The 22,458-nt window shown below is 66.7% G+C and carries 22 protein-coding genes and 2 tRNA genes; 2 read left to right on the top strand and 22 right to left on the bottom strand.

Features of this window, described 5'->3' with window-relative positions; translation table 11 throughout:
• The coding region (locus ACI38Z_RS02335) for a GTP-binding protein (protein WP_439788576.1) at positions 1–419 on the bottom strand (419 nt) is incomplete at its 3' end.
• Between the two features lie 342 nt (positions 420–761).
• On the opposite strand from ACI38Z_RS02335, the gene rpsT reads away from it, so the two are divergent.
• Positions 762–1,025: a 30S ribosomal protein S20 gene (rpsT, locus tag ACI38Z_RS02330; protein WP_439788575.1), complete on the top strand. Its 264-nt coding sequence runs from the start codon at positions 762–764 to the stop codon at positions 1,023–1,025.
• Positions 1,026–1,145: 120 nt separating this feature from the next.
• Here rpsT and holA read toward each other — a convergent pair whose 3' ends face one another.
• The 18 genes from holA to ACI38Z_RS02240 form a co-directional block, all read right to left on the bottom strand.
• Positions 1,146–2,117, bottom strand: coding sequence for a DNA polymerase III subunit delta (gene holA, locus ACI38Z_RS02325; RefSeq protein ID WP_439788574.1), 972 nt, complete (start codon positions 2,115–2,117; stop codon positions 1,146–1,148).
• A gap of 25 nt (positions 2,118–2,142) precedes the next feature.
• Positions 2,143–4,524 carry a ComEC/Rec2 family competence protein gene (locus tag ACI38Z_RS02320; RefSeq protein ID WP_439788573.1) on the bottom strand — a complete coding sequence of 794 codons (2,382 nt, stop codon included), beginning with the start codon at positions 4,522–4,524 and terminating at the stop codon, positions 2,143–2,145.
• A complete protein-coding gene (locus tag ACI38Z_RS02315; protein WP_439788572.1) occupies positions 4,517–5,329 on the bottom strand; it encodes a helix-hairpin-helix domain-containing protein in 813 nt (270 codons plus the stop codon). The genes ACI38Z_RS02320 and ACI38Z_RS02315 overlap by 8 nt, the downstream gene beginning before the upstream one ends.
• Before the next feature lie 127 nt (positions 5,330–5,456).
• Positions 5,457–6,704 carry a tRNA uracil 4-sulfurtransferase ThiI gene (gene thiI / locus ACI38Z_RS02310; RefSeq protein ID WP_439788571.1) on the bottom strand — a complete coding sequence of 416 codons (1,248 nt, stop codon included), beginning with the start codon at positions 6,702–6,704 and terminating at the stop codon, positions 5,457–5,459.
• Positions 6,705–6,707: 3 nt separating this feature from the next.
• Positions 6,708–7,001, bottom strand: coding sequence for a DNA-directed RNA polymerase subunit omega (locus tag ACI38Z_RS02305; RefSeq protein WP_439788570.1), 294 nt, complete (start codon positions 6,999–7,001; stop codon positions 6,708–6,710).
• Complete coding sequence (gmk, locus tag ACI38Z_RS02300) at positions 7,001–7,579, bottom strand: guanylate kinase (RefSeq protein ID WP_439788569.1); 579 nt, start codon at positions 7,577–7,579, stop codon at positions 7,001–7,003. Before gmk ends, ACI38Z_RS02305 begins: the two co-directional genes overlap by 1 nt.
• Entirely contained in the window at positions 7,580–7,888 is a 309-nt protein-coding gene (mihF, locus tag ACI38Z_RS02295) for an integration host factor, actinobacterial type (protein ID WP_439788568.1), read from the bottom strand.
• A 189-nt stretch (positions 7,889–8,077) separates the two neighbouring features.
• A complete protein-coding gene (pyrF, locus tag ACI38Z_RS02290; protein WP_439788567.1) occupies positions 8,078–8,803 on the bottom strand; it encodes an orotidine-5'-phosphate decarboxylase in 726 nt (241 codons plus the stop codon).
• Complete coding sequence (locus ACI38Z_RS02285; RefSeq protein WP_439788566.1) at positions 8,797–9,723, bottom strand: dihydroorotate dehydrogenase; 927 nt, start codon at positions 9,721–9,723, stop codon at positions 8,797–8,799. Before ACI38Z_RS02285 ends, pyrF begins: the two co-directional genes overlap by 7 nt.
• On the bottom strand, positions 9,717–10,508 hold the full coding sequence (locus tag ACI38Z_RS02280; RefSeq protein WP_439788565.1) for a dihydroorotate dehydrogenase electron transfer subunit: 792 nt from the start codon (positions 10,506–10,508) through the stop codon (positions 9,717–9,719). Before ACI38Z_RS02280 ends, ACI38Z_RS02285 begins: the two co-directional genes overlap by 7 nt.
• Before the next feature lie 77 nt (positions 10,509–10,585).
• Entirely contained in the window at positions 10,586–11,878 is a 1,293-nt protein-coding gene (locus ACI38Z_RS02275) for a dihydroorotase (RefSeq protein WP_439788563.1), read from the bottom strand.
• A complete protein-coding gene (locus tag ACI38Z_RS02270) occupies positions 11,862–12,800 on the bottom strand; it encodes an aspartate carbamoyltransferase catalytic subunit (protein WP_439788562.1) in 939 nt (312 codons plus the stop codon). The genes ACI38Z_RS02275 and ACI38Z_RS02270 overlap by 17 nt, the downstream gene beginning before the upstream one ends.
• The gene (pyrR, locus tag ACI38Z_RS02265) at positions 12,801–13,373 is read right to left on the bottom strand and encodes a bifunctional pyr operon transcriptional regulator/uracil phosphoribosyltransferase PyrR (protein WP_439788561.1); all 573 of its coding nucleotides are present in this window, start codon (positions 13,371–13,373) and stop codon (positions 12,801–12,803) included. It lies immediately after the preceding gene.
• 338 nt (positions 13,374–13,711) lie between these two features.
• Positions 13,712–14,851: a glycosyltransferase family 2 protein gene (locus ACI38Z_RS02260; RefSeq protein WP_439788560.1), complete on the bottom strand. Its 1,140-nt coding sequence runs from the start codon at positions 14,849–14,851 to the stop codon at positions 13,712–13,714.
• A complete protein-coding gene (locus ACI38Z_RS02255) occupies positions 14,851–15,630 on the bottom strand; it encodes an ABC transporter ATP-binding protein (RefSeq protein WP_439788559.1) in 780 nt (259 codons plus the stop codon). The genes ACI38Z_RS02260 and ACI38Z_RS02255 overlap by 1 nt, the downstream gene beginning before the upstream one ends.
• Before the next feature lie 22 nt (positions 15,631–15,652).
• The gene (locus ACI38Z_RS02250; RefSeq protein WP_439788558.1) at positions 15,653–16,474 is read right to left on the bottom strand and encodes an ABC transporter permease; all 822 of its coding nucleotides are present in this window, start codon (positions 16,472–16,474) and stop codon (positions 15,653–15,655) included.
• A 157-nt stretch (positions 16,475–16,631) separates the two neighbouring features.
• Positions 16,632–16,706 (bottom strand) — tRNA-Asn (locus ACI38Z_RS02245).
• Between the two features lie 3 nt (positions 16,707–16,709).
• A tRNA-Asn gene (locus ACI38Z_RS02240) sits at positions 16,710–16,784 on the bottom strand.
• A 287-nt stretch (positions 16,785–17,071) separates the two neighbouring features.
• Between ACI38Z_RS02240 and ACI38Z_RS02235 the strand changes: the two genes are divergently transcribed.
• Positions 17,072–18,112: an NAD(P)H-dependent amine dehydrogenase family protein gene (locus tag ACI38Z_RS02235; protein ID WP_439788557.1), complete on the top strand. Its 1,041-nt coding sequence runs from the start codon at positions 17,072–17,074 to the stop codon at positions 18,110–18,112.
• Between the two features lie 109 nt (positions 18,113–18,221).
• Here the strand turns inward: ACI38Z_RS02235 and rpoD are convergent, their stop codons facing one another.
• The 3 genes from rpoD to ACI38Z_RS02220 all read right to left on the bottom strand — a co-directional run.
• Complete coding sequence (gene rpoD, locus ACI38Z_RS02230; RefSeq protein ID WP_439788556.1) at positions 18,222–19,592, bottom strand: RNA polymerase sigma factor RpoD; 1,371 nt, start codon at positions 19,590–19,592, stop codon at positions 18,222–18,224.
• 49 nt (positions 19,593–19,641) lie between these two features.
• Positions 19,642–21,537 (bottom strand): DNA primase, encoded by a 1,896-nt coding sequence (dnaG, locus tag ACI38Z_RS02225; protein ID WP_439788555.1) that lies wholly within the window; start codon positions 21,535–21,537, stop codon positions 19,642–19,644.
• Positions 21,534–22,458, bottom strand: a 925-nt coding sequence (locus ACI38Z_RS02220; RefSeq protein ID WP_439788554.1) for a riboflavin kinase, incomplete at its 5' end; no start/stop codon positions are given. The genes dnaG and ACI38Z_RS02220, both read right to left, overlap by 4 nt.

Raw genomic sequence — 22,458 nt, 5'->3', positions numbered from 1 at the left:
AGGTCGATCTTGTTGATGCAGGGCACGATGTCCAGGTTCGCGTTCATGGCGAGGTTCGCGTTCGAGACCGTCTGGGCCTCCACGCCCTGCGTGGCGTCCACCACGAGCACTGCGCCCTCGCAGGCCGCGAGCGAGCGCGAGACCTCGTAGGTGAAGTCGACGTGGCCCGGCGTGTCGATCAGGTTGAACATGTAGCGGTCGCCGTCGTCGGCGTCGTACATGACGCGGACGGCGTTGCTCTTGATGGTGATGCCGCGCTCCCGCTCGATGTCCATCGAGTCCAGCATCTGCGACTCGAGGTCGCGCTCCTGCACCGTGTGCGTGAGCTCGAGGATCCTGTCCGAGATGGTGGACTTGCCGTGGTCTATGTGCGCAACGATCGAGAAGTTGCGGATGTGTGAGATGTCAGTCTTTTCCATGCGAACCATCATAACCCACGGCCGCTTCCTGCCAAGTCGCGCAACGTCCCGGCGTTGGCAACAATCACGTTGTCTGGACAAGTTGCGCAGGAGGCGTGAGGCGCCGCCATGGGCCCGCCGCGGCACGACGCGCCGTCCTTCTCCCCCGCGCGGACGGCTCGTTTGGAAGAGTATGTGAATTTGGGCGGCCGCCACGTGGCGAGCCGCAAAGTTCCTGCACACGCGGGCGTCCCATCTGCTATACTCCCTGAGTCGACCTCGCCGTGTCAGGTGTCGGATATCCCCACGTCCTTCACCTCAGAATATAGAGGCCTCAAGGATCAGAACCGAAAGGAACCGCACGTGGCTAACATCAAGTCTCAGAAGAAGCGCATCATCACCGCCGAGAAGGCGCGCATGCGCAACAAGGCAGTCCGCTCCGAGCTGAAGACCGCCATCAAGGGCGTCCGCGCTGCCGTCGACTCCAAGGACGTCGAGGCCGCCCAGGCTGCCGCCAACAAGGCCAACCGCCTTCTGGACAAGGCTGCCTCCAAGGGCATCATCCACAAGAACCAGGCTTCCAACCGCAAGTCCGGCGTCCAGAAGCTCGTGAACTCCCTTAGGTAGTCACCCGCGCAAGACGCACAAGCGCAAAGCCTTTGGCCCCGCCCGCAAGGACGGGGCCTTTTTGTTGGCACGGTCCAGCAGCACCAGATTGCCGACATGCCGCGCAGGGCGGGACCGCCTCTAAGCCGTGGCCCCGCTGCCGCAGACGCGCATCACGAGCGAGAGGAACGTGGACTCCGGGTCGTCGCCGGACTTCAGCCCGCGCTCGCACGCGGCCGCCTGGGCAAGGCACGCCTCGAGCTCGCCGTCCGCGAACCTCCGCGCCCAGCGCAGGTGGTTCTTGACCTGCCACTGCTGCTTGCCGAGCTCCTGCGCGAGCATGCCGCCCTGGCCCCGCGCCGCGAGGGACCTCGCGCACACGAGCTCCCGAAGCCTCCCGCACAGGAGCGACGTGAGCGCTATCTGCGACGGGTTCTGCATCAGGTGGTAGAGCCCGAGCGCCTTGGCGGCGTCGCGGTCACACACGGCGTCCAGGAAGTCCCAGGGCTTCACCTCGGCGGTCCTCGCGATCAGGCGCTCCACGTCCGCGACGGTTGCCTGCCCGCTCTGACGACACTGCGCGGCGAGCGTCCTCAGCTGAGCATCGATCATCGTGGTGGACTCGCCCACCCTGCTCACGAGCTCGGCGGCGGCGCGCTCGTCCATCGCGAGGCCATAGTGCGCCGCCATACGCACCACCCTGGGCGCAAGCTGCCAGCGCTTGACGGGCGCACAGTCGATCACCGCATGCGGGCCCACGGCCTTGACGGCCTTGTAGAGTCGCGTCGACTTGGCGAGCGATGTCGCGACCAACAGGAGCGTGCACCCCGGGTTGGGGTTCTTCAGGTACGCGATGATGGCCTCGGACACGGGCTTGGGGAGCTTCTCCGCCCGCGTCACGAGCACGAGCCTGAACCCGGAGCCCATTGGGATCGTGTTGAGCGACGCCACGAGGTCGCCCGCCGTCATGTCCGGTCCCGCGACCCTCTCGTCGAGGTTGAACGCCTCGAGCCCCTTCTCGAGGCGGCCCTTGAGCCTCGTCTGGACCTCGCGGCTCTTGAGATCGTCCGCGCCGACCGCGAGGTACGCGGGCAGAAGCGATGCCTTGGCCATGTCCCTCCCATCACTCGAACCCCTATCATGCCACAAAGGGAAGGACGCTGTCCCCGCCGCGCTCCACGCTCACGCGCACGCCCTTCTCGCCTGGCTCGAGGGTGACGGTGCCCACGTCCATGGTGCAGAGGAACCTCGAGCCGCACCCTCGGAGAACCTTGACGCACTCCGGCGAGGGGTGCCCGTACTTGTTGCCGCGCCCCGCGCTCGCCACGGAGACCTCCGGGTCGAGCCGCCCGGCCTCCACGGCGTCTATCGAGACGCGCGAGCCATGGTGCCCCACCTTGAGGAAGTCGACGTCGCCCACGCGGCCGCGCCTGATGGCCTCGCCCGTCTGGTCCTCCTCGGCGTCGCCCGTCAGGAGTCCGCTCATCCTCCTCCCGCCATCGTCGAACTCGAGCGCCAGCTCGACCGAGTCCTCGTTCTCCATCCCGTCGACCGGCCCCTCGGGCCACACCACCCTGAGCCTGAACCTGCCCACGCGCACCGTGTCGCCCAGGCCCACCTCGGACGTCCTCCCACCCGCCAGGTCGCGCACCGCCTTACGGACCTCCACGGGCATCCCACGCGAGACGCCCTCCGCAAAGATGACCCGGTCGCACGCGACGTTCCCGCGAAGCGACGAGAGCCCACCGTAGTGGTCGTCGTGAAGGTGGGTGATCAGGACGGCGTCCAGGTGCGTCACGTGCAGCCTCCCGAGCTCCTTGGCGCAGCTGTCGTCCGGCCCCGTGTCCACGAGCACCGCCGCGGCTCCGTCCTGCACGAGGATGGCGTCGCCCTGCCCCACGTCCAGCACGCAGACGCGCGCGGGCGAGAAGGCCCGCCACCTCAGCAGCAGGCACGCAGCCAACAGCGCCGCCGTTCCCAGGACCGCGAGCATGGGGCCCCTCCTGAGGCGCGGCCACGCGACGAGCAGCGCGGCAACGAGGGCAGCCGTGATCGCGCACGCGGGCGCGAGGTCGAGGCTCACGGCGACCGACGCCAGGGGCAGCCCCGCCATCCACCCCAGGAGCCGTGCCACCAGGCCTCCGGCCACGTCGCACGCCAGCAGGAACGGCGTCGCGACCGGTTGCGTCCCGCCCAGGCAGGCATAGGCCATCCCAGCTCCCACGAGCAGCGTGAAGAGCGGCGCCAGCAAGAGGTTCGCCAGCGGCGCCACAAGAGAGAGCGTCCCGAAGGTCGAGCACGTGATGGGTCCTGTGACCAGCTGCGCCACGAGGCACGCCGCGACGACGTCGCGGGACGAGCCATAGGCGGACTCCACCCTCGAGCGGACGCGCGGCGGGACGCGTCGCGGCAGCCGCGGCGTGGGGAAGGCGACCCGCAGGACGTAGCCCATGTAGGGCGACAGGATGCAGAGCCCCACGACGGACACGACGGAGAGAGTGAAGCCGAGCTGCCCCGTGACGCCCGGGTCGAGCGCCACCATGCCCAACGCGACCGCGCACACCCCCGAGAGCGAGTGCGCCCTACGGCCGGCGAGCCTCGACCCGAACGCCACCCCGCACATGAGCCATGATCTCACGGCGGACACCGGCGCGCCGCAGAAGACCACGAACGCCCCCGTAGCCACCATGAGGATCGTGACGCGCCACACGGGTGCGAGGGTGCCCCTCCCAAGGAGCCTCCCCACGATGGCGGAGGCGATGGCAATGTGCCCTCCCGAGACCGCCACGAGGTGCGCCACGCCACAGATCGCGAAAACGTCCTCCAGCCCAAGCTCCCGAAGGGCGTCCTTGTCCCCACAGACGCTCCCCGCGAGTATCGCGCGGGCAGGCGAGCTCTTCGGACCCATCTCGTCGAGCACGTGCGACCTGAGCCGGTCGATGGCGGCGCGCAGGCCCGTCGGAGGTCGTGCCTCGATCACGTGGACGACGTTCACGGTGCCGCACACGCCCTGGCGCCGCGCGAAGGCGCGCCACTCCCCCTTTCCGCGCGAGAACCTTCCGACCGCCCTGAGCCGCCAGCCGGTGCCAAAGCGCCGCTCCGACGTCACCCACACGTCCCCCAGGCGCCTCCCGGCGCGCCACACGGCCGCCCGGGCACGGTATCCCCGCTTGCCGAGGGAGGGATCTGACTCGACCCGCAGCTCGCAGGAGGAGACCGCCGTCCTCCCAAGGACCGATGCCGTCGCGTCCATCGTTTCCACGAGCCCAGACGCCGCGCAGGCGCAGAGCGCGCAGACGGACGCCACCGCGCAGGCGCGCAGCGTCACCCCGGTCCCGTCCCGTCCCATCGCAATAACGCAAGGGACGAGAAGCGCGGTGGCCGCCATGGGCACGCGCACCCCAGGAGGAATCGCCACGCCTGCGTAGAGCGCCACCTGGCACATGGCGAACCCCGCGCACAGCAGGTAGAGCGAGAAGGGAATGTGAGGCCTGTTGGGAACCCACCCCTCGTCAGACACAGACCATCGACCTCATGCGCTCGAACTTCTTCTCCCCTATTCCCGACACGCGCATCAGGTCCTCCGGCGTCGAGAACGCCCCGTTGTTCTGCCGGTCCTCGACGATCGCCTTTGCCGTCGCCTCGCCAACTCCCGGCAGCTGCTGGAGCTGCGTCTCGTCCGCCGTGTTGATGTTCACCTTCCCCGCGTCCTGCGACTGCGTGCCCGTCGCGCCTCCGGTGCCCGAGGCGTCACCCGCGGAGCTGCCCCCGGTCGTCGCGCCGCCCTCGTCTGCGGCCACCTCCTCGCCCTCGGCGGGCACGTGTATCTTCTGCCCGTCACTCACGACGGATGCCAGGTTGATCGACGTGGTGTCCGCGTCCTCGGCAAGTCCTCCCGCCGCCCTCACGGCGTCGTCCACCCTCGGCTTGGACGAGTGCAGCTCATACACGCCCGGGGCCCGCACGGCTCCGTCCACGTGAACGACCACCACGCTCCTCGCTGCGCCCGCGCGGGAGGTGGAGGACGTGACGGACTTCCCGGCGGTTGCGTCCCCCGAACTCCCGGAGTCGCCCACGTCAGCCTTTGCGTCCGAGCTTCCCTTGCCAGCGGATGCCTTGCTCGCGGAGACTGCCGACGCGTCGCGCTCTACCTCGAACGAGCCGTCACCCCCCACGCGCGGCAGGGCGACCGCCCCAATCGCGCACAGCGCCGCCACCAGCACGACGGCGGCCACCACGACGCCCCTCTTGCCCTCGAGCCCGTACCTGCGCGGCAGTCCCCCACCACCGGCACGCCCCGTCCTTCTCGCCCCCGTCTGCGCCATACGGAACCACCCCCAATCCCATGTTGGGACCGGGGGTGGAAAAAGTGCCCGATAAAGATATCTGGTATGACAGCTGACTTGCGCGTCTCTGGCGGGACGCCATAAAGCCTGCCCAAATGGCGGCGTCCTAGCGAGCGTCCTCGAACTCGGCGGGCGCAAGCTCCCTGTGACGTGCCCGCAGCTGCTTGGGCGGCTTGTACGAGGGACACTGGTCGAAGTCCACGTACTCGACGTTCCGAACCAGCTCGTCAATCATGGCATCGTGGTCGAAGGAGTCCCACGCCTCATGCACCATGTCGGGCTTGGCGTGCGTCTCGGGACGGCGCGGCATGAAGAGCGTGCAGCAGTCCGCCGCGTCCTGCGCCGAGATGTCGTACGTGCCGATCTCCTCGGCACGGCGCATGATCTCCTGCTTGTCGGAGCCGATCAGAGGCCTCAGGACGGGCATGTGCACCATCTCGTTCACCACGGAGATGTTCTCGAGCGTCTGCGAGGCCACCTGGCCCAGCGACTCGCCCGTCACGAGCGCCTTCGCGCCTTCAATCTGGGCGATGCGCTCCGCCACCGCGAACATGACCCTGCGGTACGTGATGATGCGCAGGCTCTGCGGCACGCAGAGCGAGATCTCGCGCTGCTTCTGCCCAAAGGGCACCACGTACAGCCTGCCCACCATGCCGGAGGGCGCCATCGCGTTGATGATGTCCTGGCACAGGTACTCGCTCGTGTCCGCCGTCATGGGACGGCCCGAGAAGTGCACGGGCACGCACACGGCGCCGCGCCTTCCCACCATCCACGTCGCGACGGGAGAGTCGAAGCCGCTCGAGAGCAGCGTCACCACCTTGCCCGCCGTGCCCACGGGAAGCCCGCCCACGCCGGCTCCCGTGTCCGTGTACACGTACACGCTCTGGTTCACGACCATCACGATGACCGTGACGTCGGGGTGGTGCATCTCGACCTTCTTGGTCGGGAACTTCTCGCACAGCACGCCGCCCACCAGGCGGTTCAGGTCCAGCGTGTGGAGCGGGTAGTTCGTGGACGACCTGCGCGCGTGGACCTTGAACGAGTCGAAGTCCCCCGCCTCGCCAAGGGCACGCACGGCGGCGGCGCAGTACTCGTCCTCGTCGAGCCCGCAAAGGTACGCGACGGAGACGCGCGCCACGCCCGGCACGCGCGAGATGGCATGCGCCATCTCGTCGGTGGCCATGCCATCCTTGGCGGTCACCAGTATGTGGCCGCTTATGCGCCTGATGCCCGCCACCTCGAAGTCGCGCAGCGCCCTGTGGAGGTTCGTCACGAGCTGGTTCTCGAAGGTCGAGCGGTTCTTGCCCTTGAGGCCGATCTCGTGGTAGTGGACGAGGCAAACCCTGTCAGTCATGGCTTACAGGTTGTGGTCGACGAGCGCGTTCGAACCCTTGATCTCCTCGTCGAACGCTTCCTTGTCGAAGCCCAGCGTGCCGTCCTCGATCTCGTTCATCGCGACGGAGACGGTGTCCTCGCCGGACACGACGGTCGTGATGTCGTCGAAGTCCTGGATAGCGGTGACGCGCAGGTGCTGGCCACGGATCATGTTGTTGATGTCGCACGCGCGCTTGCTCGCGATGGTGCAGAGCAGGAACGGGTTGTGCTCGGTCTTGGCGAGAAGATCGTCGATCTCGGGCTTGGTTACTGCCATTAGGAGTTGCCTCCATCCGTCTCGTATCTTTTCAGTACATCGCCGAGGTCGCCCACGGCCTTGGCGAGGTCGTCGTTCACGACGCGCTCGTCGTAGCGGTCCGCGAGCTCCATCTCGTGACGGGCGTTCCTCATCCTGAGCTCGATGGACGCCTCGTCCTCCGTGCCCCTGCCGCGCAGGCGCCTCTCGAGCACCTCGAGCGAGGGCGGCTCGATGAAGATCAGCACCGCGTCCGGGTAGATGCGCCTCACGTTGAAGGCACCCTGCACGTCGATCTCGAGGATGACCGACTTGCCCGCATCAATCAGACGGTCCACCTCGCTGCGAAGCGTCCCGTACTTGTGGCCGTGCACGTCGGCCCACTCGAGGAAGTCGCCGTTCGCGACGCGACGGTCGAACTCCTCGTCGCTCAGGAAGTGATAGGTCACGCCCGGGACGTCGTGCGGTCGCGGCGGGCGCGTCGTCGCAGAAACCGTCAGGCCCAGGTCGGGACGCTCCTCTCGAATTGCCGAGACGAGCGTCCCCTTCCCTGCGCCTGACGGTCCGGAAATGACGAATAAACGCGGTTTCCTACTCACTTACTTCGAAAGCACCTCGAGAAGCTGCTCGCGCTGGCGGGCACCCAGGCCCTTGACGCGACGGGTTGCAGAGATTCCGAGCTCGTCCATGATCTTGGTGGCCTTGGCCTTGCCATATCCGGGAAGAGACTCGATGAGGGCAGAGACCTTCATGCGGCTCGCGATGGGATCCTCGGAGTCGAGAACGTCCTCGAGGGAGATCTCGCCCTTCTTGATCTTCTCGCGAAGCTCAGCGCGCTCGTGACGAGCCTGAGCCGCCTTCTCCAGTGCGGCCTTGCGCTGCTCGTCGGTAAGCTGAGGTAGTGCCATGGTTCCTCCAAACAATTGTTATTTCAAGGTTGCGGCCCATGTGCATATGGGCGAGCCGTCAATCGCAAGCACATAGTTTGCCAATTGGCACCCCATTTTACAAGGGTTTGGCGCGCAAATGCCCACCATCAAGGGCCGAAATACACAATTCGGCGGCATTTCTCCACGTAAAGGGCCTAATTGACGCGACTAGCCCTGGCAGAGCTCCTCGACGATGGACTCGAGGCTCGCCACGGGGTCCTTCGCCTGCGTGATGGGACGGCCGATGACGAGCTTGGACGCCCCGGCCTCGATGGCGCGCGAGGGGGTCGCTATTCTCTTCTGGTCCCCCACGTCGGAGCCCGCGGGCCTGACGCCCGGCGTCACGATGAGCGCGTCGGGGCCGAGCAGCTCGCGCATCTGGCGCGCCTCCATGGGCGAGCAGACGATGCCGTCGGAACCGGCACCCACGGCCATCTTGGCGAGGCGAGCGACCTCCTGCTCCACGGGGACTTCGATGCCGACCTCGGAGAGCGCGGCCTGGTCCATGCTCGTGAGGACCGATATCGCGACGAGCCTCGTGCGGTCGCCGCCGCGCTCCACGGCGGCCTCCTCGACGCCCTCCCGCGCCTGGCGAATCATGGCGGAGGAGCCGAGCCCGTGGATGGACAGCAGGTCAGCTCCGGTAAGCGACGCGGAGCGCGCGGCACCCCTCACTTGGAAGGGGATGTCGTGGAGCTTGAGGTCGAGAAACACCTTGAGGCCGTGCTCGCGCATCTCCCGCACGACCGCGGGCCCCTCGGCGTAGAAGAGCGTCATGCCCACCTTGACCCAGCGCGCCCTGCCCTCGAGCCTCTCCGCGAGGTCGAGCGCCGTCGCGTGGTCACAGTCGAGCGCGACGATGACGGAATCCCTTGCCTGTTCCTCAGTTAGCATTCGAAGGCTCCAATCAGCTCGTTGATGTCGCTTACGCCCTGCGAGCCCGCCCAGTCGCGAAGCTCGCCCAGGATCCTCGGCGCCGCCGTGGGGTCGACCAGGTTCTGCGTGCCCACGGATACCGCCGTGGCGCCCGCCAGTATGAACTCCGCGGCGTCCTCGCCCGAGGTCACGCCGCCGATTCCGCAGAGCGGTATGGAGACGGCCTTGTGGGCCTCCCACACCATGCGGACGGCAATCGCGTGGATGGCGGGTCCAGAGACGCCCGCCGTGGGACGCGAGAGCTTGCTCCTGCGCGTGCGCACGTCGATCGCCATGCCCGGTATCGTGTTGATGAGCGAGAGCGCGTCCGCACCCTCGGCCTCGAGCGCGCGGGCGATCTCCGCCACGTCGTGCGGGGCCATCTTCACCACGATCGGCCTCTTGGTGCGCGGACGCACGGCGGCCATGACCTCCGCCGCCGCCTCGGGCGTCGCGCCCATGGCGGCTCCCCCGCGGCTCACGTTGGGACAGGATATGTTGATCTCGAAGCCGGAGGCGAAGGGCGCAAGCTCCTCGAAGAGCTCGAGGGCACGCACGTACTCGTCGATCGAGTGACCCGCGACCTGGCAGATCACGCGACAGCCGCGGTCCTCGAGCCCCTGGAGGTAGTCTCCGTAGCTCCTCACGAACTCCCTCACGCCTGGGTTCTGCAGTCCAACGGAGTTCATGATGCCCGAGGGAAGCTCGCACATCCTGGGGGCGGGGTTGCCGTCCCAGGGCTCCGCGGCGCAGCCCTTGGTCGTGATGGCGCCTAGCTGCCCCACGTCGTAGAAGCCCTCGAACTGCCAGCCGTTGCCAAAGGTGCCGGACGCGGTGTTGATGGGGTTCTTCATCCTTATGCCGCCAAGGTCGACGGCCATGCTCACGTCGCTCACCATGCCACCTCGCTTGCGTCGAACACGGGTCCGTCCATGCAGCACGACTTGTAGCCACCCGCGCGCATCGCCACGTTGCACGTGCTGCACGCGCCAAAGCCGCAGGTCATCATCCGCTCGAGCGAGGCCTGGCACGCGATGCCGGCGCCCTCGGCGAGCCTCGCCACGCCCGCCATCATCACGGCGGGACCGCACGTCACCACGAGGTCGTACTCGTGTCGGGCGAGAAGTGCCTCCATCGCCTGGGTCGTGAAGCCGTGCATGCCATAGCTGCCGTCATCGGTCGTCATGACGACCTCCCCGGCGCCCAGGGCGCGCGCGTCGGCCTCGCCCCAGAGCTTAGCCGCCATCTGCGCCCCCAGCACCACGTCCACCTCGCGCCCCTCGTTCGCGAGGGCGCGCGCCGCGGCGACCACGGGCGGCGCGCCGATGCCGCCGGCAACGCAGAGCGCACGGCCACCGGGGACGACCTTCCAGCCGTTGCCGCAGGGGCCTACGACGGTCGACGTCGAGCCGACGTGCATCTCGCTCAGCCTGCGGGTGCCCTCGCCCACCACGGCATACAGAATCTCGATGGTCCCCGCCTCGGCGTCGGTCGATGCGAACGAGAGCGGAATCCTCACGATGTGCGAGGCGTCGCCGGGAACGGCCAGGTTCATGAACTGTCCGGGCCTGAGCTCCCTCGCAAGCTCGGGGGACCTCATCACGAGGCGGAAGATCTTCTCGCCCACCTCGTCGTTCGACGCCACTTCGAAGTCATACAGGTGCACCTTTGAGCTTGGCTGCACGGGAACCCCCTTCTTCATGAAATGGTGGCGCGGGCACGCATGCGCCCACGCCACCATGATAGTACGTGCCTTGCGAGCTAGGCGACCACGCAGTTGTTCAGGGTGCGCTTGCCGTCGACGAAGACGTCCGTGGCCACGCCCATGAGCGTCTCGCCCAGGAAGGCGGAGTTCTTGGACTTGCTCTCGAAGTAGTCCTCGGTCACCTTGATCTCGCGGTCGGGGTCGATCAGGGTGAGGTCCGCCTTGGAGCCCGCCTCGATCTTTACCGGATTGAGCCTCAGGACCTTGCGGGGGTTGACGGCCATGACCTCGACGAGCCTGTCCCAGCCAATCTCGCCCGTGCGCACCATGTTGGTGAGCATCAGCGGGAGCGACGTCTCGAGACCGATCGTGCCGAAGAACGCGATCTCCCACTCGCAGTCCTTCTCGTGCTGCGCGTGCGGCGCATGGTCCGTGACCAGGCAGTCGATCGAGCCGTCAGCGATGCCCTTGCGCAGCGCCATCATGTCGCTCTCGAGGCGAAGCGGCGGGTTCATCTTGAAGTTGGTGTTGTAGGTGCTGTCGATGTCGTCTTCGTTCAGGAAGAGGTGGTGCGGCGTGACCTCGCAGGTGACGGGCAGCCCGTCGGCCTTGGCGGCCCTCACGAGGTCGAGGCCCTTCTCCGTGGAGATGTGGGCGATGTGCAGAGGGCAGCCCGTGAGGCGGCAGAGCTCGATGTCGCGGTAGATCTCGAGCTCCTCGCCGAGCGCCGGCCAGCCAAACATGCCGAGGCGCGTGGAGGCCTTGCCCTCGTTGATGACGCCGTGGACGGTGAGCGACTCGTCCTCGCAGTGAGCGATGGCGACGCGGTCGAACTGCGACACGTACCCCATGCAGGTGCGCATCATGCCGGCGCTCTGGACGCCGTGGCCGTCGTCGCTGAAGGCGCAGGCGCCCTCGAGCACCATGTCGCCGATCTCGGCCAGGGCCTCGCCCTTCTCGCCCCTCGTCAGCGCGCCGATCGGGCGGATGTGGCACAGCCCGGCGGCACGGCCGCGGTCGATCTGGTAGCGGATGCCGGTGCCCGTGTCGGTCACCGGGTCGGTGTTGGGCATCGTCGCGACGTCCGTGAAGCCGCCATGCGTGGCCGCACGGGAGCCGGTCTCGATGGTCTCCTTGTACTCGAAGCCGGGGTCGCGGAAGTGCACGTGCATGTCGACGAGGCCGGGAACCAGGTACTTGCCGGCGGCGTCAATCACCTCGGCGCCCTCGGGTGCCTCGAGGTCCTTGCCCACCTCGACGATCGAGTCGCCGTCGAGAAGGACGTCCACGACCTCGTCGAGACCCACCTGCGGGTCGACGGCGTGAGCTCCCTTAAGCAGAAATGCCATTGTTCTCTCCTCCCAGAAGCAGGTACATCTCGGCCATGCGGGTGAGGACACCAGCGTTGACCTGGTTCAGAATCCTGGAGCGCGCGCAGTCCGCGACGTCCGCGTTGATCTCCATGCCGCGATTCATCGGGCCCGGGTGGCAGATGATCGCGTTGTCCTTCATGCGCTCGACGCGCTTCATGTCGAGGCCGTACAGGCGGTTGTACTCGCGGCGGGACGGGATGGTAGCGCCCTCCATGCGCTCGAGCTGGACGCGCAGCATGTAGACGACGTCCATGTCCTCGATGACCTCGTCGAGGCTCGCGGTCTGCGGGCAGCCGAACCAGTCGGGGTCGTCGACCTGGAAGGTCGGAGGTCCCACGAGCGTGACCTCGGCACCCATGGTCTTGAGGGCGGGGGCCAGCGAGCCGCACACGCGGGAGTGCGCCAGGTCACCCACGATGGCGACCTTGAGGCCGTCGAGGTGGCCGAAGTGCTTGCGGATGGTGTAGAGGTCGAGCATGGCCTGCGTCGGGTGCTGGTGCTTGCCGTCGCCGGCGTTGATCACGACGGCATCGGTGTTCTCGGTGATCTTCTGCGGCGTACCGGCAAGGCGGGCGCGGCAGACGAACATGTCGACGTTCATCGCATCGATGGTCTGGATGGTGTCGGCAAGGCTCTCGCCCTTGACGACGGAGGAGGTGCTGCCACCCATGGAGAGCGAGTCCGCGGACAGGCGCTTCTCGGCGAGCTCGAACGAGCTCTTCGTGCGGGTGGACGGCTCGAGGAACAGGTTCACGATCGTGCGGCCGCGCAGGGCGGGCACCTTCTTGATCACGCGGCCGTTGTTGACCGACTCGAACGCCGCAGCCGTGTCGAGGATCTGCGTGATGTCATCGGCGGTCAGGCTGTACGTGTCGATGAGGTTCTTGACGGAAAGCATCTAGTTCGCACCTCCGGCTTTCTTTTCGACATTGATGTCCCAGATCTCGACGGAATTGCGGTCGTCGAGGGGCTCTATGCAGACGCGCACGTCCTCCTCGTGGGAAGAGGGCACGTTCTTGCCAACGTAGTCGGCGCGAATGGGCAGCTCGCGGTGGCCACGGTCGACCATCACGGCAAGCTGGACCGTCTTGGGGCGGCCGTAGTCCGTGAGCGCATTGAGCGCCGCCCGCACGGTGCGACCCGTGTAGAGCACGTCGTCAACGAGCACGATGTTCGCGTTGTCGATGTTGAAGGGGATGTTGGTGCCGTGAAGCACGGGCGCCACGTTGCGCATGAAGTCGTCGCGGTAGAAGCTGATGTCGAGCGAGCCCACGGGCGGGCGCTTGCCCTCGATGGCCTCGATGGCGTCGGCCAGCTTCGTCGCGAGCGTCTCGCCGCGACGTATGATGCCGACAAGGGCCACGTTCTCCGCACCCTCGTTGTGCTCGACGATCTCGTGCGCGATGCGGGTCACCGCGCGCTCCATCGCCTGGCCATCCATGATGACCGCTTTCGGCTTGTTCTCAGCCATGGCACTCCTTCCAGAAAAAAGACGCCAATGTCCCGTTACCACGGCACACAGACGTCAGGAAGGCAGTCCCAAGCCCCGCAGGGCGTGTATGTTCCTTACCGGCGTCTCGCACCGAGTTAAAGGTCGCTATTCAATATACACACTGCCACACGGGACGCAATCGCCAATTTGCCCAAACACCAAACGCGCACCGGGAACGTAGCGCCCCGGCGCGGGAACGGAGCACCGGGCGAGAAGGACGGGGCGCCTCGGCGTAAACCTCCTGCCAGGGCGTACGAAAAACGGCCACCACGCGACGCCTGGTCGCGATGGTGGCCGTCGGATTGTCGGGAGCTTCCCTATATCGAGGCCGAATGCGTGCTCGTGGGCTTGGCGAGGCCCTTCTCCGCCGCACGGCGCCGCACGAAGAGCCCAAGACGCGAGAACGCGAAGCCCGGCCCGTTGGTGCTCCAGCTGTAGAAGAACTCGTTCACGAGGTTGCCGATGTACGGCAGGTCGCTGAACTTGACCGCGGGGTACCCCGTGAGCTCGAAGTACGTGCGCTTGAACGAGCCGGAGAGCGCGGCGATGCCCGCCACGATGTTTGGGTCCATGCGGCGGAACATCTGCGTGACCCACTCGCGTACCTGCGGCTCGTCGAGGCCGAAGTCCCCTATGGCGCCGCCCGCGTACCTGAAGCCGATGATGTAGAGCGACTCGAGGATGCCGCGGTCGGTCACGCCGTACTTCTCCATCAGGTCGGCCATGTTGTTCCAGCGCTCGAACGAGAGCCCCGCCTTGCGCAGCACCGACGAGGAGCCGGGAAGGTCCTCGCGGTAGCAGTAGAACGGCTCGTCGATGTAGACGATCGACTTGGCCAGCACGCAGGTCTGGATGAGGAACGGGTTGTCGACCCAGCCGGCACCGGGAACCTCCATGAAGGTGATGCCGTTCTCCTGCAGGAAGCCCTTGCGGTAGATGGCGGACCAGATCGAGGGATGGTGCCTGATGAGGCGCGGGCAGTCCTTGAGCGTGAACGGCTCGTCCACGGGCTTGATGCGGTGGTAGTACGCGCAGTTGTAGAGCCGCTCCTGCGGGGTCGTGGGCATCCAGACGCGGATGTAGGGCGACTTGACCATGTCGGGCATGCCGTGGCGCTCGGCGGCCTCGAACAGCGTGTCGAACATGTGGGGCCGCAGGTAGTCGTCGGGCTCGAGGATGCCGATGTAGGTGCCGCGCGCCTCGCGGATGCCGCGGTTCATGTTGGCGCCGTAGCCGGAGTTCTCCTTGTCGATCACGCGGACGCGCGGGTCGCGGGCCTCGTGCTCGCGCATGATGGCGAGCGAGCCGTCCGTGGAGCCGTCGTTCACGGCGATGATCTCGAGCCTGCAGCGGTCGTTCTTCTCGCACGTCGTGAGCGCCTGGTCGAGGAAGGCCTCCGTGTTGTAGCACGGGACGATCACGCTGACGTCGATGCCCAGGCCCTTGCCCTCGCCCATCACTGCCCCAGCTTCTTGTACGCGGCGCAGACCTCGTCGGTCGGGCCGACCATGCGCTCCTGGCCCTTCTCGATCCAGCACACGCGGTCGCACAGGCGCTCGACCTGGTCGATGTTGTGGCTGACGAGAAGGACGGTGACGTCGTCGGAGTCGACGAGCTCCTTGATGCGCCTCTCGCACTTCTGCTGGAAGAGGAAGTCGCCGACCGAGAGCGTCTCGTCGACGATGAGGATGTCCGGCTCCGTGATCGTCGCGATGGCGAAGGCGATGCGCGCGACCATGCCGGAGGAGTAGTTCTTCAGCGGCATCTCCATGAAGTCCTGGAGCTCCGCAAAGTCGACGATGTCCTGGAAGTGGTCGTCTATGAACTCCTTGCGGTAGCCCAGGAGCGCGCCGTTGAGGTAGATGTTCTCCTTGGCCGTGAGCTCCATGTCGAAGCCGGCGCCCAGCTCGATGAGCGGCGCGATGGTGCCGCGGACCGTGCACGTGCCCTCAGAGGCCTCGAGCACGCCCGCGATGATCTTGAGCATGGTCGACTTGCCGGAGCCGTTGGTGCCCACGAGGCCGAACGCCTCGCCGCGCTTGACCTTGAAGTTGATGTGGTTGAGCGCGCGGAACTCCTTGAACTTGAGCTCGTGGCGCATCGCGGCGATGAAGTACTCCTTGAGCGAGTTGAACTGCTCGGAGGCGATGTTGAAGATCATGGAGACGTCATCCACGTCGATGACGGTCTCGGCGTCCTCGGGCGGAATCGGGGGGCGCTTGAGGATGTTTGCCATGGCTGTACCTATCCCAATCGCGTTAGATGTAGAGGATGAACTTGTGCTCGTGCCTGTGGAAGACGGCGTATCCGATCGCGAGCGCGACGACGGCGAAGCCAAGGCAGGCGATGTGCATGTTCACGGACGGGATCGTGTGGTAGAGGATCACGTCGCGGATGTAGGTGATGTAGATGTACATGGGGTTGAAGTGCTCCGCCACCTGCATCCAGTGCGGGAGAATCTTGAAGGGATAGAAGAGCGGGGTCGCGTACGTCCACGCGGTGAGCACGACGCTCCAGAGGTGGATGACGTCGCGGAAGAAGACCGCGGCGGCGGAGAGAAAGAGCGACAGGCCGATGCAGAACACCATGAGGGTGAGAAGTGCGTACGGCATGAGGATCGCGGTCCACGTGAGCGGCACGCGCTCCACGACCATGACGAGCGCGATGGCGATGAGCGAGAAGCCGTAGTTGACGACGGCGAAGAGCACCTTCTGCACCGGGAACACGTAGCGGTTGATCTTGACCTTCTTGAGCAGCGAGGACGCCCAGATGATCGAGTTCATGCCCTGGCTCGTGGCGTCGCTCATGAGCTGGAAGGCCGTGTTGCCCAGGATCAGGTAGACGGCGTAGTTGCCGAGCGACGGGTCGTTGTACCTCATGAACGACCCGAAGACCGCCGCCATGACGAGCATCATCAGGAGCGGGTTCAGGACGCTCCACACGACGCCGAGGGCGCTCCTGCGGTACTTGAGCTTGAAGTCCTTGGAGACGAGCTGTTTGAGGATGAAGCGGTCCCTCTTGGCAGGCGGATACCACGCGTCCTTTGCGGAGATCGTCGCGGCGTTCTTTTCGGCGTTCAATTTGCCTCCGAACATCGGGTCACATGACATGGAAATGCTAGCACGGGGCATGCCCTCGCCATATAAAGAGCGAAAGAGCACCCCCGGGTGTTGGAGTGCGCCAACGGGGCGAGAAAAGCAAAGGCCGGAGGATCTTCTCCCCCGGCCTTGAAGGCTCTGGCTCCCCGGGCAGGGTTCGAACCTGCGACACGCTGATTAACAGTCAGCTGCGCTACCACTGCGCCACCGGGGAATATGGCTCCCCGGGCAGGGTTCGAACCTGCGACACGCTGATTAACAGTCAGCTGCGCTACCACTGCGCCACCGGGGAATGTCTTAGTGCGTTAGAAACTATAACAGACATCTTTCGCCACGCAAGCAAGAATCGAATATTTTTTTGCGCCAAATTGCCTTCACAAATTGCGCGGGGCCTTTCGAAAGGGATTGGAAACCGCTTCGATTGCATTCGGAAATATATGTCTAAAGCAGGTGATTCATCCACCGATTTGTAAAAAGCGGATATGTATCCGCAGGTCCGGAGGCGGTATAACAGGCTCAAGCGCAAACGCGTAGGTATCCGCCGGCACCCGGCTGGCGGAGCGTCCAAGGAGGTTCACCATGGGTCGCAGGCCAATCAGGGTCGTCCAGTACGGTTGCGGGAAGATGGCAAAGTACACCATCCGCTACCTGCACGAGCACGGCGCACAGCTCGTGGGCGCCATCGACACCAACCCCAAGGTGATCGGCATGGACGCCGGCGACTTTGCGGGCCTGCCCGTGAAGCTCGGCGTGAAGATCTCCGACGACGCGGACGCCGTCCTGGACTCCTGCGCCCCGGACATCGCGATCCTCACGCTCTTCAGCCTGGTTGACGACATCGCCCCCATGGCCGAGAAGTGCCTGTCCCGCGGCATCAACGTCGTGACGACCTGCGAGGAGGCCACGTTCCCCTGGACCACGTCCTCCGCGACCACGAACCGCCTCGACGCCATCGCCAAGGAGAACGGCGCGACGATGCTCGGCGCGGGCATGGAGGACGTGTTCTGGGTGCGCATCATCGGCATGATCGCCGGCGCCGTCAACCGCATCGACAAGATCGAGGGATCCGTCTCGTACAACGTGGACGAGTACGGCATGGCGCTCGCCAAGGCGCACGGCGTCGGCCTCACGCCCGACGAGTTCGAGAAGACCCTCGCCCACCCCGACGAGATCGTCCCCTCCTACGTCTGGAACTCCAACGAGGCGCTCGCACAGGAGCTCGGCCTCACGATCAAGGAGATCATCCAGGAGAACGTTCCCTACGTGGCCGAGAAGGACACCTACTCCGACACGATGGGCGGCACCATCGAGGCCGGCAAGGTCCTGGGCATGAACACTCGCGTCACCACGAAGACGTACCAGGGCATCGACATCGTGACCTCGCAGATCGGCAAGGTATACGGCCCCGATGACGGCGACCTCTGCGACTGGAAGATCTACGGCGAGCCGGACACCACGTTCCACGTGGACAAGCCGGCGACGGTCGAGCACACCTGCGCCACGATCGTCCAGCGCATCCCGACCGTGATCGACGCGCCGTCCGGCTACCGCACCGTCGACGAGCTCGAGCCGCTGCGCTACCAGACCGAGCCCATGATGGTCGAGGACCTCGACTTCTAGGCGTGACGACGGCCATTGGCCAAGGGAGAAGGGCTGCCCCCTCACATGGGAGCAGCCCTTCTCGTCATTACATGATCATCCGTCGGGGAAAGTGAACCGCGCCTCGCGACTAGTCCTCGATGTAGTCCTTCAGGCGGCCGGAGCGGGACGGGTGGCGCAGCTTCGCCAGGGTCTTGCTCTCGATCTGGCGGATGCGCTCGCGCGTGACGCCGAACTCGCGGCCGACCTCCTCGAGCGTGCGGGGATGCCCGTCCTCGAGGCCAAAGCGGAACTTGATGACCTTGCGCTCGCGGTCGGCGAGGCTGTCGAGCACCTGCTCGAGCTGCTCGCGCAGCATAGAGTCGCTGGCGGCCTCGGGCGGCGCGACGGCCGTGGAGTCCTCGATGAAGTCCCCGAGCTGGGAGTCCTCCTCCTCGCCGATGGGCGTCTCGAGCGAGACGGGCTCCTGGCTGATCTTCTGGATCTCGCGCACGCGGTCCGCGGAGATGCCCATCTCGGCACCGATCTCCTCCGGGGTGGGGTCGCGGCCGAGGTCCTGCAGGAGCTGCCTCTGCACGCGGACGAGCTTGTTGATCGTCTCGACCATGTGGACCGGGATGCGGATGGTGCGCGCCTGGTCCGCGATGGCGCGCGTGATTGCCTGGCGGATCCACCACGTGGCGTAGGTGGAGAACTTGAAGCCCTTGGTGTAGTCGAACTTCTCGACCGCGCGGATGAGGCCGAGGTTGCCCTCCTGGATGAGGTCGAGGAACAGCATGCCGCGGCCGACGTAGCGCTTCGCGATCGAGACCGTGAGGCGGAGGTTCGCGCTGATGAGCGACTGCTTTGCCTCGAGGCCCACCTGCTCGATGCGCATGAGGCGGCGCTGCTCGGCACGGGTGAGCTCGATGTCGCCGTTCTCGGCGGCCTCGAGCTTCTTGGTGGCCTCGGTGCCGGCCTCGATCTTCATGGCGAGGTTGACTTCCTCCTGTGCCGTGAGCAGGTCGACCTTGCCGATCTCCTTGAGGTACATGCGGACGGGGTCGCCCGTGAGCATGACGGTGGAGTTGTCGACCCTGCGGGCGCGGGCGCGGGAGCTGCGCTTGCGCGTCGACTTGCCCTTGGAGGCCGAGCGGAGGATCTCGCTGGCCGCGCGAGCCTCCTTGCGCGCCTTGGCAAGCTCCTCGTCCTCCTCGTCGAGGTCGTCCTCGCCCTCGAGCTCCTCCTCGTCCTCGTCCTCGTCGTCGAGGTCGTCGGACTCGATGTCCGCGGCGGGGGCCTCCTCGCCGCTGGAGATCTCAACGCCCTTGGCGCGGATCGCGTCATACATGTCCGACAGCTCGTCGTCATCCACGTCGACCTCTGCGATCGCAACCTGGATGTCGTCCTCCGTTATGGTGTTGTTCGAGGCGGACGCCTGCGTAACGAGCTTGCCGACGATGCCCTCGAGCTCGTCCGAGAGCTGGGAGTCGGTACCGGGAGTAGCCTTCTTGTTTGCCACGGATGTCCTTTCTACGCACGTGCGTTAGGGATACTACCCAAAATTTGCCTCATGCAACGGCAGAAACCCTATTTGACAGCTCATTAATACGTTTCTGCAGCTCCGTTGCCGTCCTGAAGAGCCCCCGCGCCTGCTCGTCGGGAACGCTCGAGCTCGACATGCGAAGCCTTGCCTTTATCTCGCGCACCTCGCGGCGCTTTGACCAGAGCTCGACCACGTCCAGGAGGAAGTCCGCCCGCTGCTCGGCGGGCATGCGGGACGTGACCTCGAGCCTGCCGCCGGCGAGTATGCGCGGGGCGTCCGCCACCACGTCCGTCGCGGCGCCCACGACCTCGGCGGGCGGCGTGCCCGCGGGCGTCGCGAGCATCGCCCACGCCATGGCCTCGAAGCGCGAGTCGGACCAGGTGAACGTCGCTATGCGGTCGCCATGCTGGCGCATCACGTCGGGATGGGTCGCGATCATGGAGAGGAGCTCGCGCTCCGCGACCGACTGCATCCTCTCGTCCGTGGAGAGGGCCGCGGCCGGGAGCGCACGTCCCTCTCCCCCGCTCTGCGGGGCGGCCTGCGGCGTCTCTGAGGCCTGGGCCTCGCCCGCCCACTGGGCCTGGGGCCGCGGGGCCTCGGCACGCGAGCGCTCGGCCTCCTTGCGGCGCGCGGCTGCGGCCTTGTCGCGTATGACCTGGCGCACGCGGTCCACGTCGAAGCCGAGCATGTCCGCGAGCTGCGTGGCATAGCCGTCCATGAGCATGGAGTCAGCGAGCGGCGCGAGGACCTGCGCCATGTCGTCCAGGGCGGCGACGCGGCGCCCGGGGACGCTGAGGTCGTAGCCCGCGAGGCGCTTGCCGAACACGAAGTCCATGAGCGGCTGGGCCGCCTCGAGGATGGGCCGGAGGGCGTCCGCCCCGTGGTCGCGCAGGAACTCCATGGGGTCCTGGTTGTTGGGCAGGACCACGCAGAGCATCTCGACGCCCGTCTTGTCTATGTAGCGCACGGCGCGCTCGGCGGCGCGCTGACCGGCCTCGTCGCCGTCGAACATGCAGACGATCCTGCGCCTGGCGAAGCGCTCGATCAGCTTGACGTGGTCCATCGTGAGCGCCGTGCCCAGCGTGGCCACGGCGTTGGTGAAGCCCGCCTCGTGCATCGCGATGACGTCCGTGTAGCCCTCGCACACGATGCAGGTGCCCGTCGCGACCATGGAGTCCTTGGCGCGGTCGAACGCGAAGAGGTGCTTGCCCTTGGAGAAGACCGCGGTCTCCTTGGTGTTGAGGTACTTTGGCTTCGCGTCGGTCATGACCCTGCCGCCAAAGGCGATGGTGCGGCCCTGCTCGTCGTGGATGGGAAACATCACGCGGTCGTAGAACCTGTCGCGCAAGCGACCGCCCTGGCCCTCGAGCGCAAGGTCCGCGGAGATGAGCTCCTGCCGTGAGAAGCCCTGCGCGCGCAGGTGCTCCGTGAGAGCGCCGTGCCCCGGGGCGAAGCCCAGGCCCCAGCGCCGGCACACGTCCGAGCCAAAGCCGCGTCCCGCGAGGTAGCGGCGACCCGCCGCGGGTCCGTCCCCACGGCCGCGCATCAGCTGGGTGTTGTAGTACTTCTCGGCCGCCTGCAGGCAGTCGAGCACGCGGGTCCTGCGCGGACCGCGCCTGGGGCCCGAGCGCTCCTCCGAGAGCTCGATCCCGGCGCGCTCGGCCAGGTAGCGGATGGAGTCCGGGAAGTCCAGGCTCTCGCGCTTCATGACGTAGGCGAAGACGTCGCCGCCGGCGCCGCAGCCAAAGCACTTCCAGAGGCCCGTGGTGGGGTTCACGTGGAACGACGGGCTCTTCTCGTGGTGGAAGGGGCAGCAGCCCCACCAGTCAGAGCCGCGGCGCTTGAGCTCCACGGTCTCCCCCACCAGCTGCAGCATGTCCGTCGCCTGTCGGACGCGTTCCTTGTCCTCGTCGGTTATCAAGAGCGCACCCCCACTCCACGGTCGCCTAGGTTCTTACGTACCCAATCGATGTTGCCAAGAACCACACGCTCGAGCTCGTCGGTCGAGGGGAACGTGCGCGAGGCCCTAAGCCACCGCACGAAGAGGACGCTCACCTCGCTTCCGTAGAGGTCGCCGTCGAACCCCAGGAGGTTCGCCTCGAGGAAGGCCTCCTCCGGCGCGCTGAACGTCGGCGGGGCGCCCACGTTGGCCGCAGCGGGCCAGGCGGTGGCGCCGTCACACACGACGCAGGCGTACACGCCGTCCGCCGGCATGCAGGCGGCGCGCGGCACGCGCACGTTGGCCGTGGGGAAGCCAAAGGACGTTCCCTCGCCGCGGCCGTGCTCCACCACGCCGCGCACCCAGTGCAAACGGTCCAGGAGGCCGGAAGCATCCTCCACCCCTCCCTTGTGGAGAAGGGCGCGGATCCTGGTCGCTGACACGGTCTCGCCCCCAGCCGTCACGAGCTCGTGGGCGTGCGCCTCGAAGCCCCGGGCGCGGCCGATCGCGGCCAGCGCCGCGACGTCGCCCTCACCCCGTGCGCCGAACCTGAAGTTCGTCCCCACGTGGACGGAGATCGGCCTCACCACGGAGTCGAGCGTGCTCGAGACGAACTCCCGGTAGGGCGTCTGCGCGAGCGAGGGGCCAAAGTCGAGCGTGACGATCGCGTCCACGCCCAGGGTCGCGATGGCGCGCACGCGGTCCCCCACCTCGAGCAGCCTGCTTGAGGCGCGCGGCCCCACGAGGAGGTCGTCCGGGTCGGGGTCGAAGGTCACCACGACGCAGGCGCACCCGCGCCGCCGCGCGTCCCCGTGCTCCGACACCAGCAGCACGGCTCCGCCCCACTCGCCACCGAGCGCGAAGCCCTGGACCAGCCGGAGCGCCGTGAGCAGGACGGGAGCG

This window comes from Parafannyhessea sp. (assembly GCF_051876455.1).
Taxonomy (GTDB): domain Bacteria; phylum Actinomycetota; class Coriobacteriia; order Coriobacteriales; family Atopobiaceae; genus Parafannyhessea.
This window is presented reverse-complemented; position numbering and strand designations above follow the sequence as displayed.

Bases quoted from the DNA above. Each gene is read 5' to 3' on its own strand.
- holA (WP_439788574.1), bottom strand. From the start codon at position 2,117: ATGGCCAAGGCATCGCTTCTGCCCGCGTACCTCGCGGTCGGCGCGGAC.
- ACI38Z_RS02315 (WP_439788572.1), bottom strand. From the start codon at position 5,329: ATGGCGCAGACGGGGGCGAGAAGGACGGGGCGTGCCGGTGGTGGGGGA.
- thiI (WP_439788571.1), bottom strand. From the start codon at position 6,704: ATGACTGACAGGGTTTGCCTCGTCCACTACCACGAGATCGGCCTCAAG.
- ACI38Z_RS02305 (WP_439788570.1), bottom strand. From the start codon at position 7,001: ATGGCAGTAACCAAGCCCGAGATCGACGATCTTCTCGCCAAGACCGAG.
- mihF (WP_439788568.1), bottom strand. From the start codon at position 7,888: ATGGCACTACCTCAGCTTACCGACGAGCAGCGCAAGGCCGCACTGGAG.
- pyrF (WP_439788567.1), bottom strand. From the start codon at position 8,803: ATGCTAACTGAGGAACAGGCAAGGGATTCCGTCATCGTCGCGCTCGAC.
- ACI38Z_RS02285 (WP_439788566.1), bottom strand. From the start codon at position 9,723: ATGGTGAGCGACGTGAGCATGGCCGTCGACCTTGGCGGCATAAGGATG.
- ACI38Z_RS02275 (WP_439788563.1), bottom strand. From the start codon at position 11,878: ATGGCATTTCTGCTTAAGGGAGCTCACGCCGTCGACCCGCAGGTGGGT.
- ACI38Z_RS02270 (WP_439788562.1), bottom strand. From the start codon at position 12,800: ATGCTTTCCGTCAAGAACCTCATCGACACGTACAGCCTGACCGCCGAT.
- pyrR (WP_439788561.1), bottom strand. From the start codon at position 13,373: ATGGCTGAGAACAAGCCGAAAGCGGTCATCATGGATGGCCAGGCGATG.
- ACI38Z_RS02260 (WP_439788560.1), bottom strand. From the start codon at position 14,851: ATGGGCGAGGGCAAGGGCCTGGGCATCGACGTCAGCGTGATCGTCCCG.
- ACI38Z_RS02255 (WP_439788559.1), bottom strand. From the start codon at position 15,630: ATGGCAAACATCCTCAAGCGCCCCCCGATTCCGCCCGAGGACGCCGAG.
- ACI38Z_RS02235 (WP_439788557.1), top strand. From the start codon at position 17,072: ATGGGTCGCAGGCCAATCAGGGTCGTCCAGTACGGTTGCGGGAAGATG.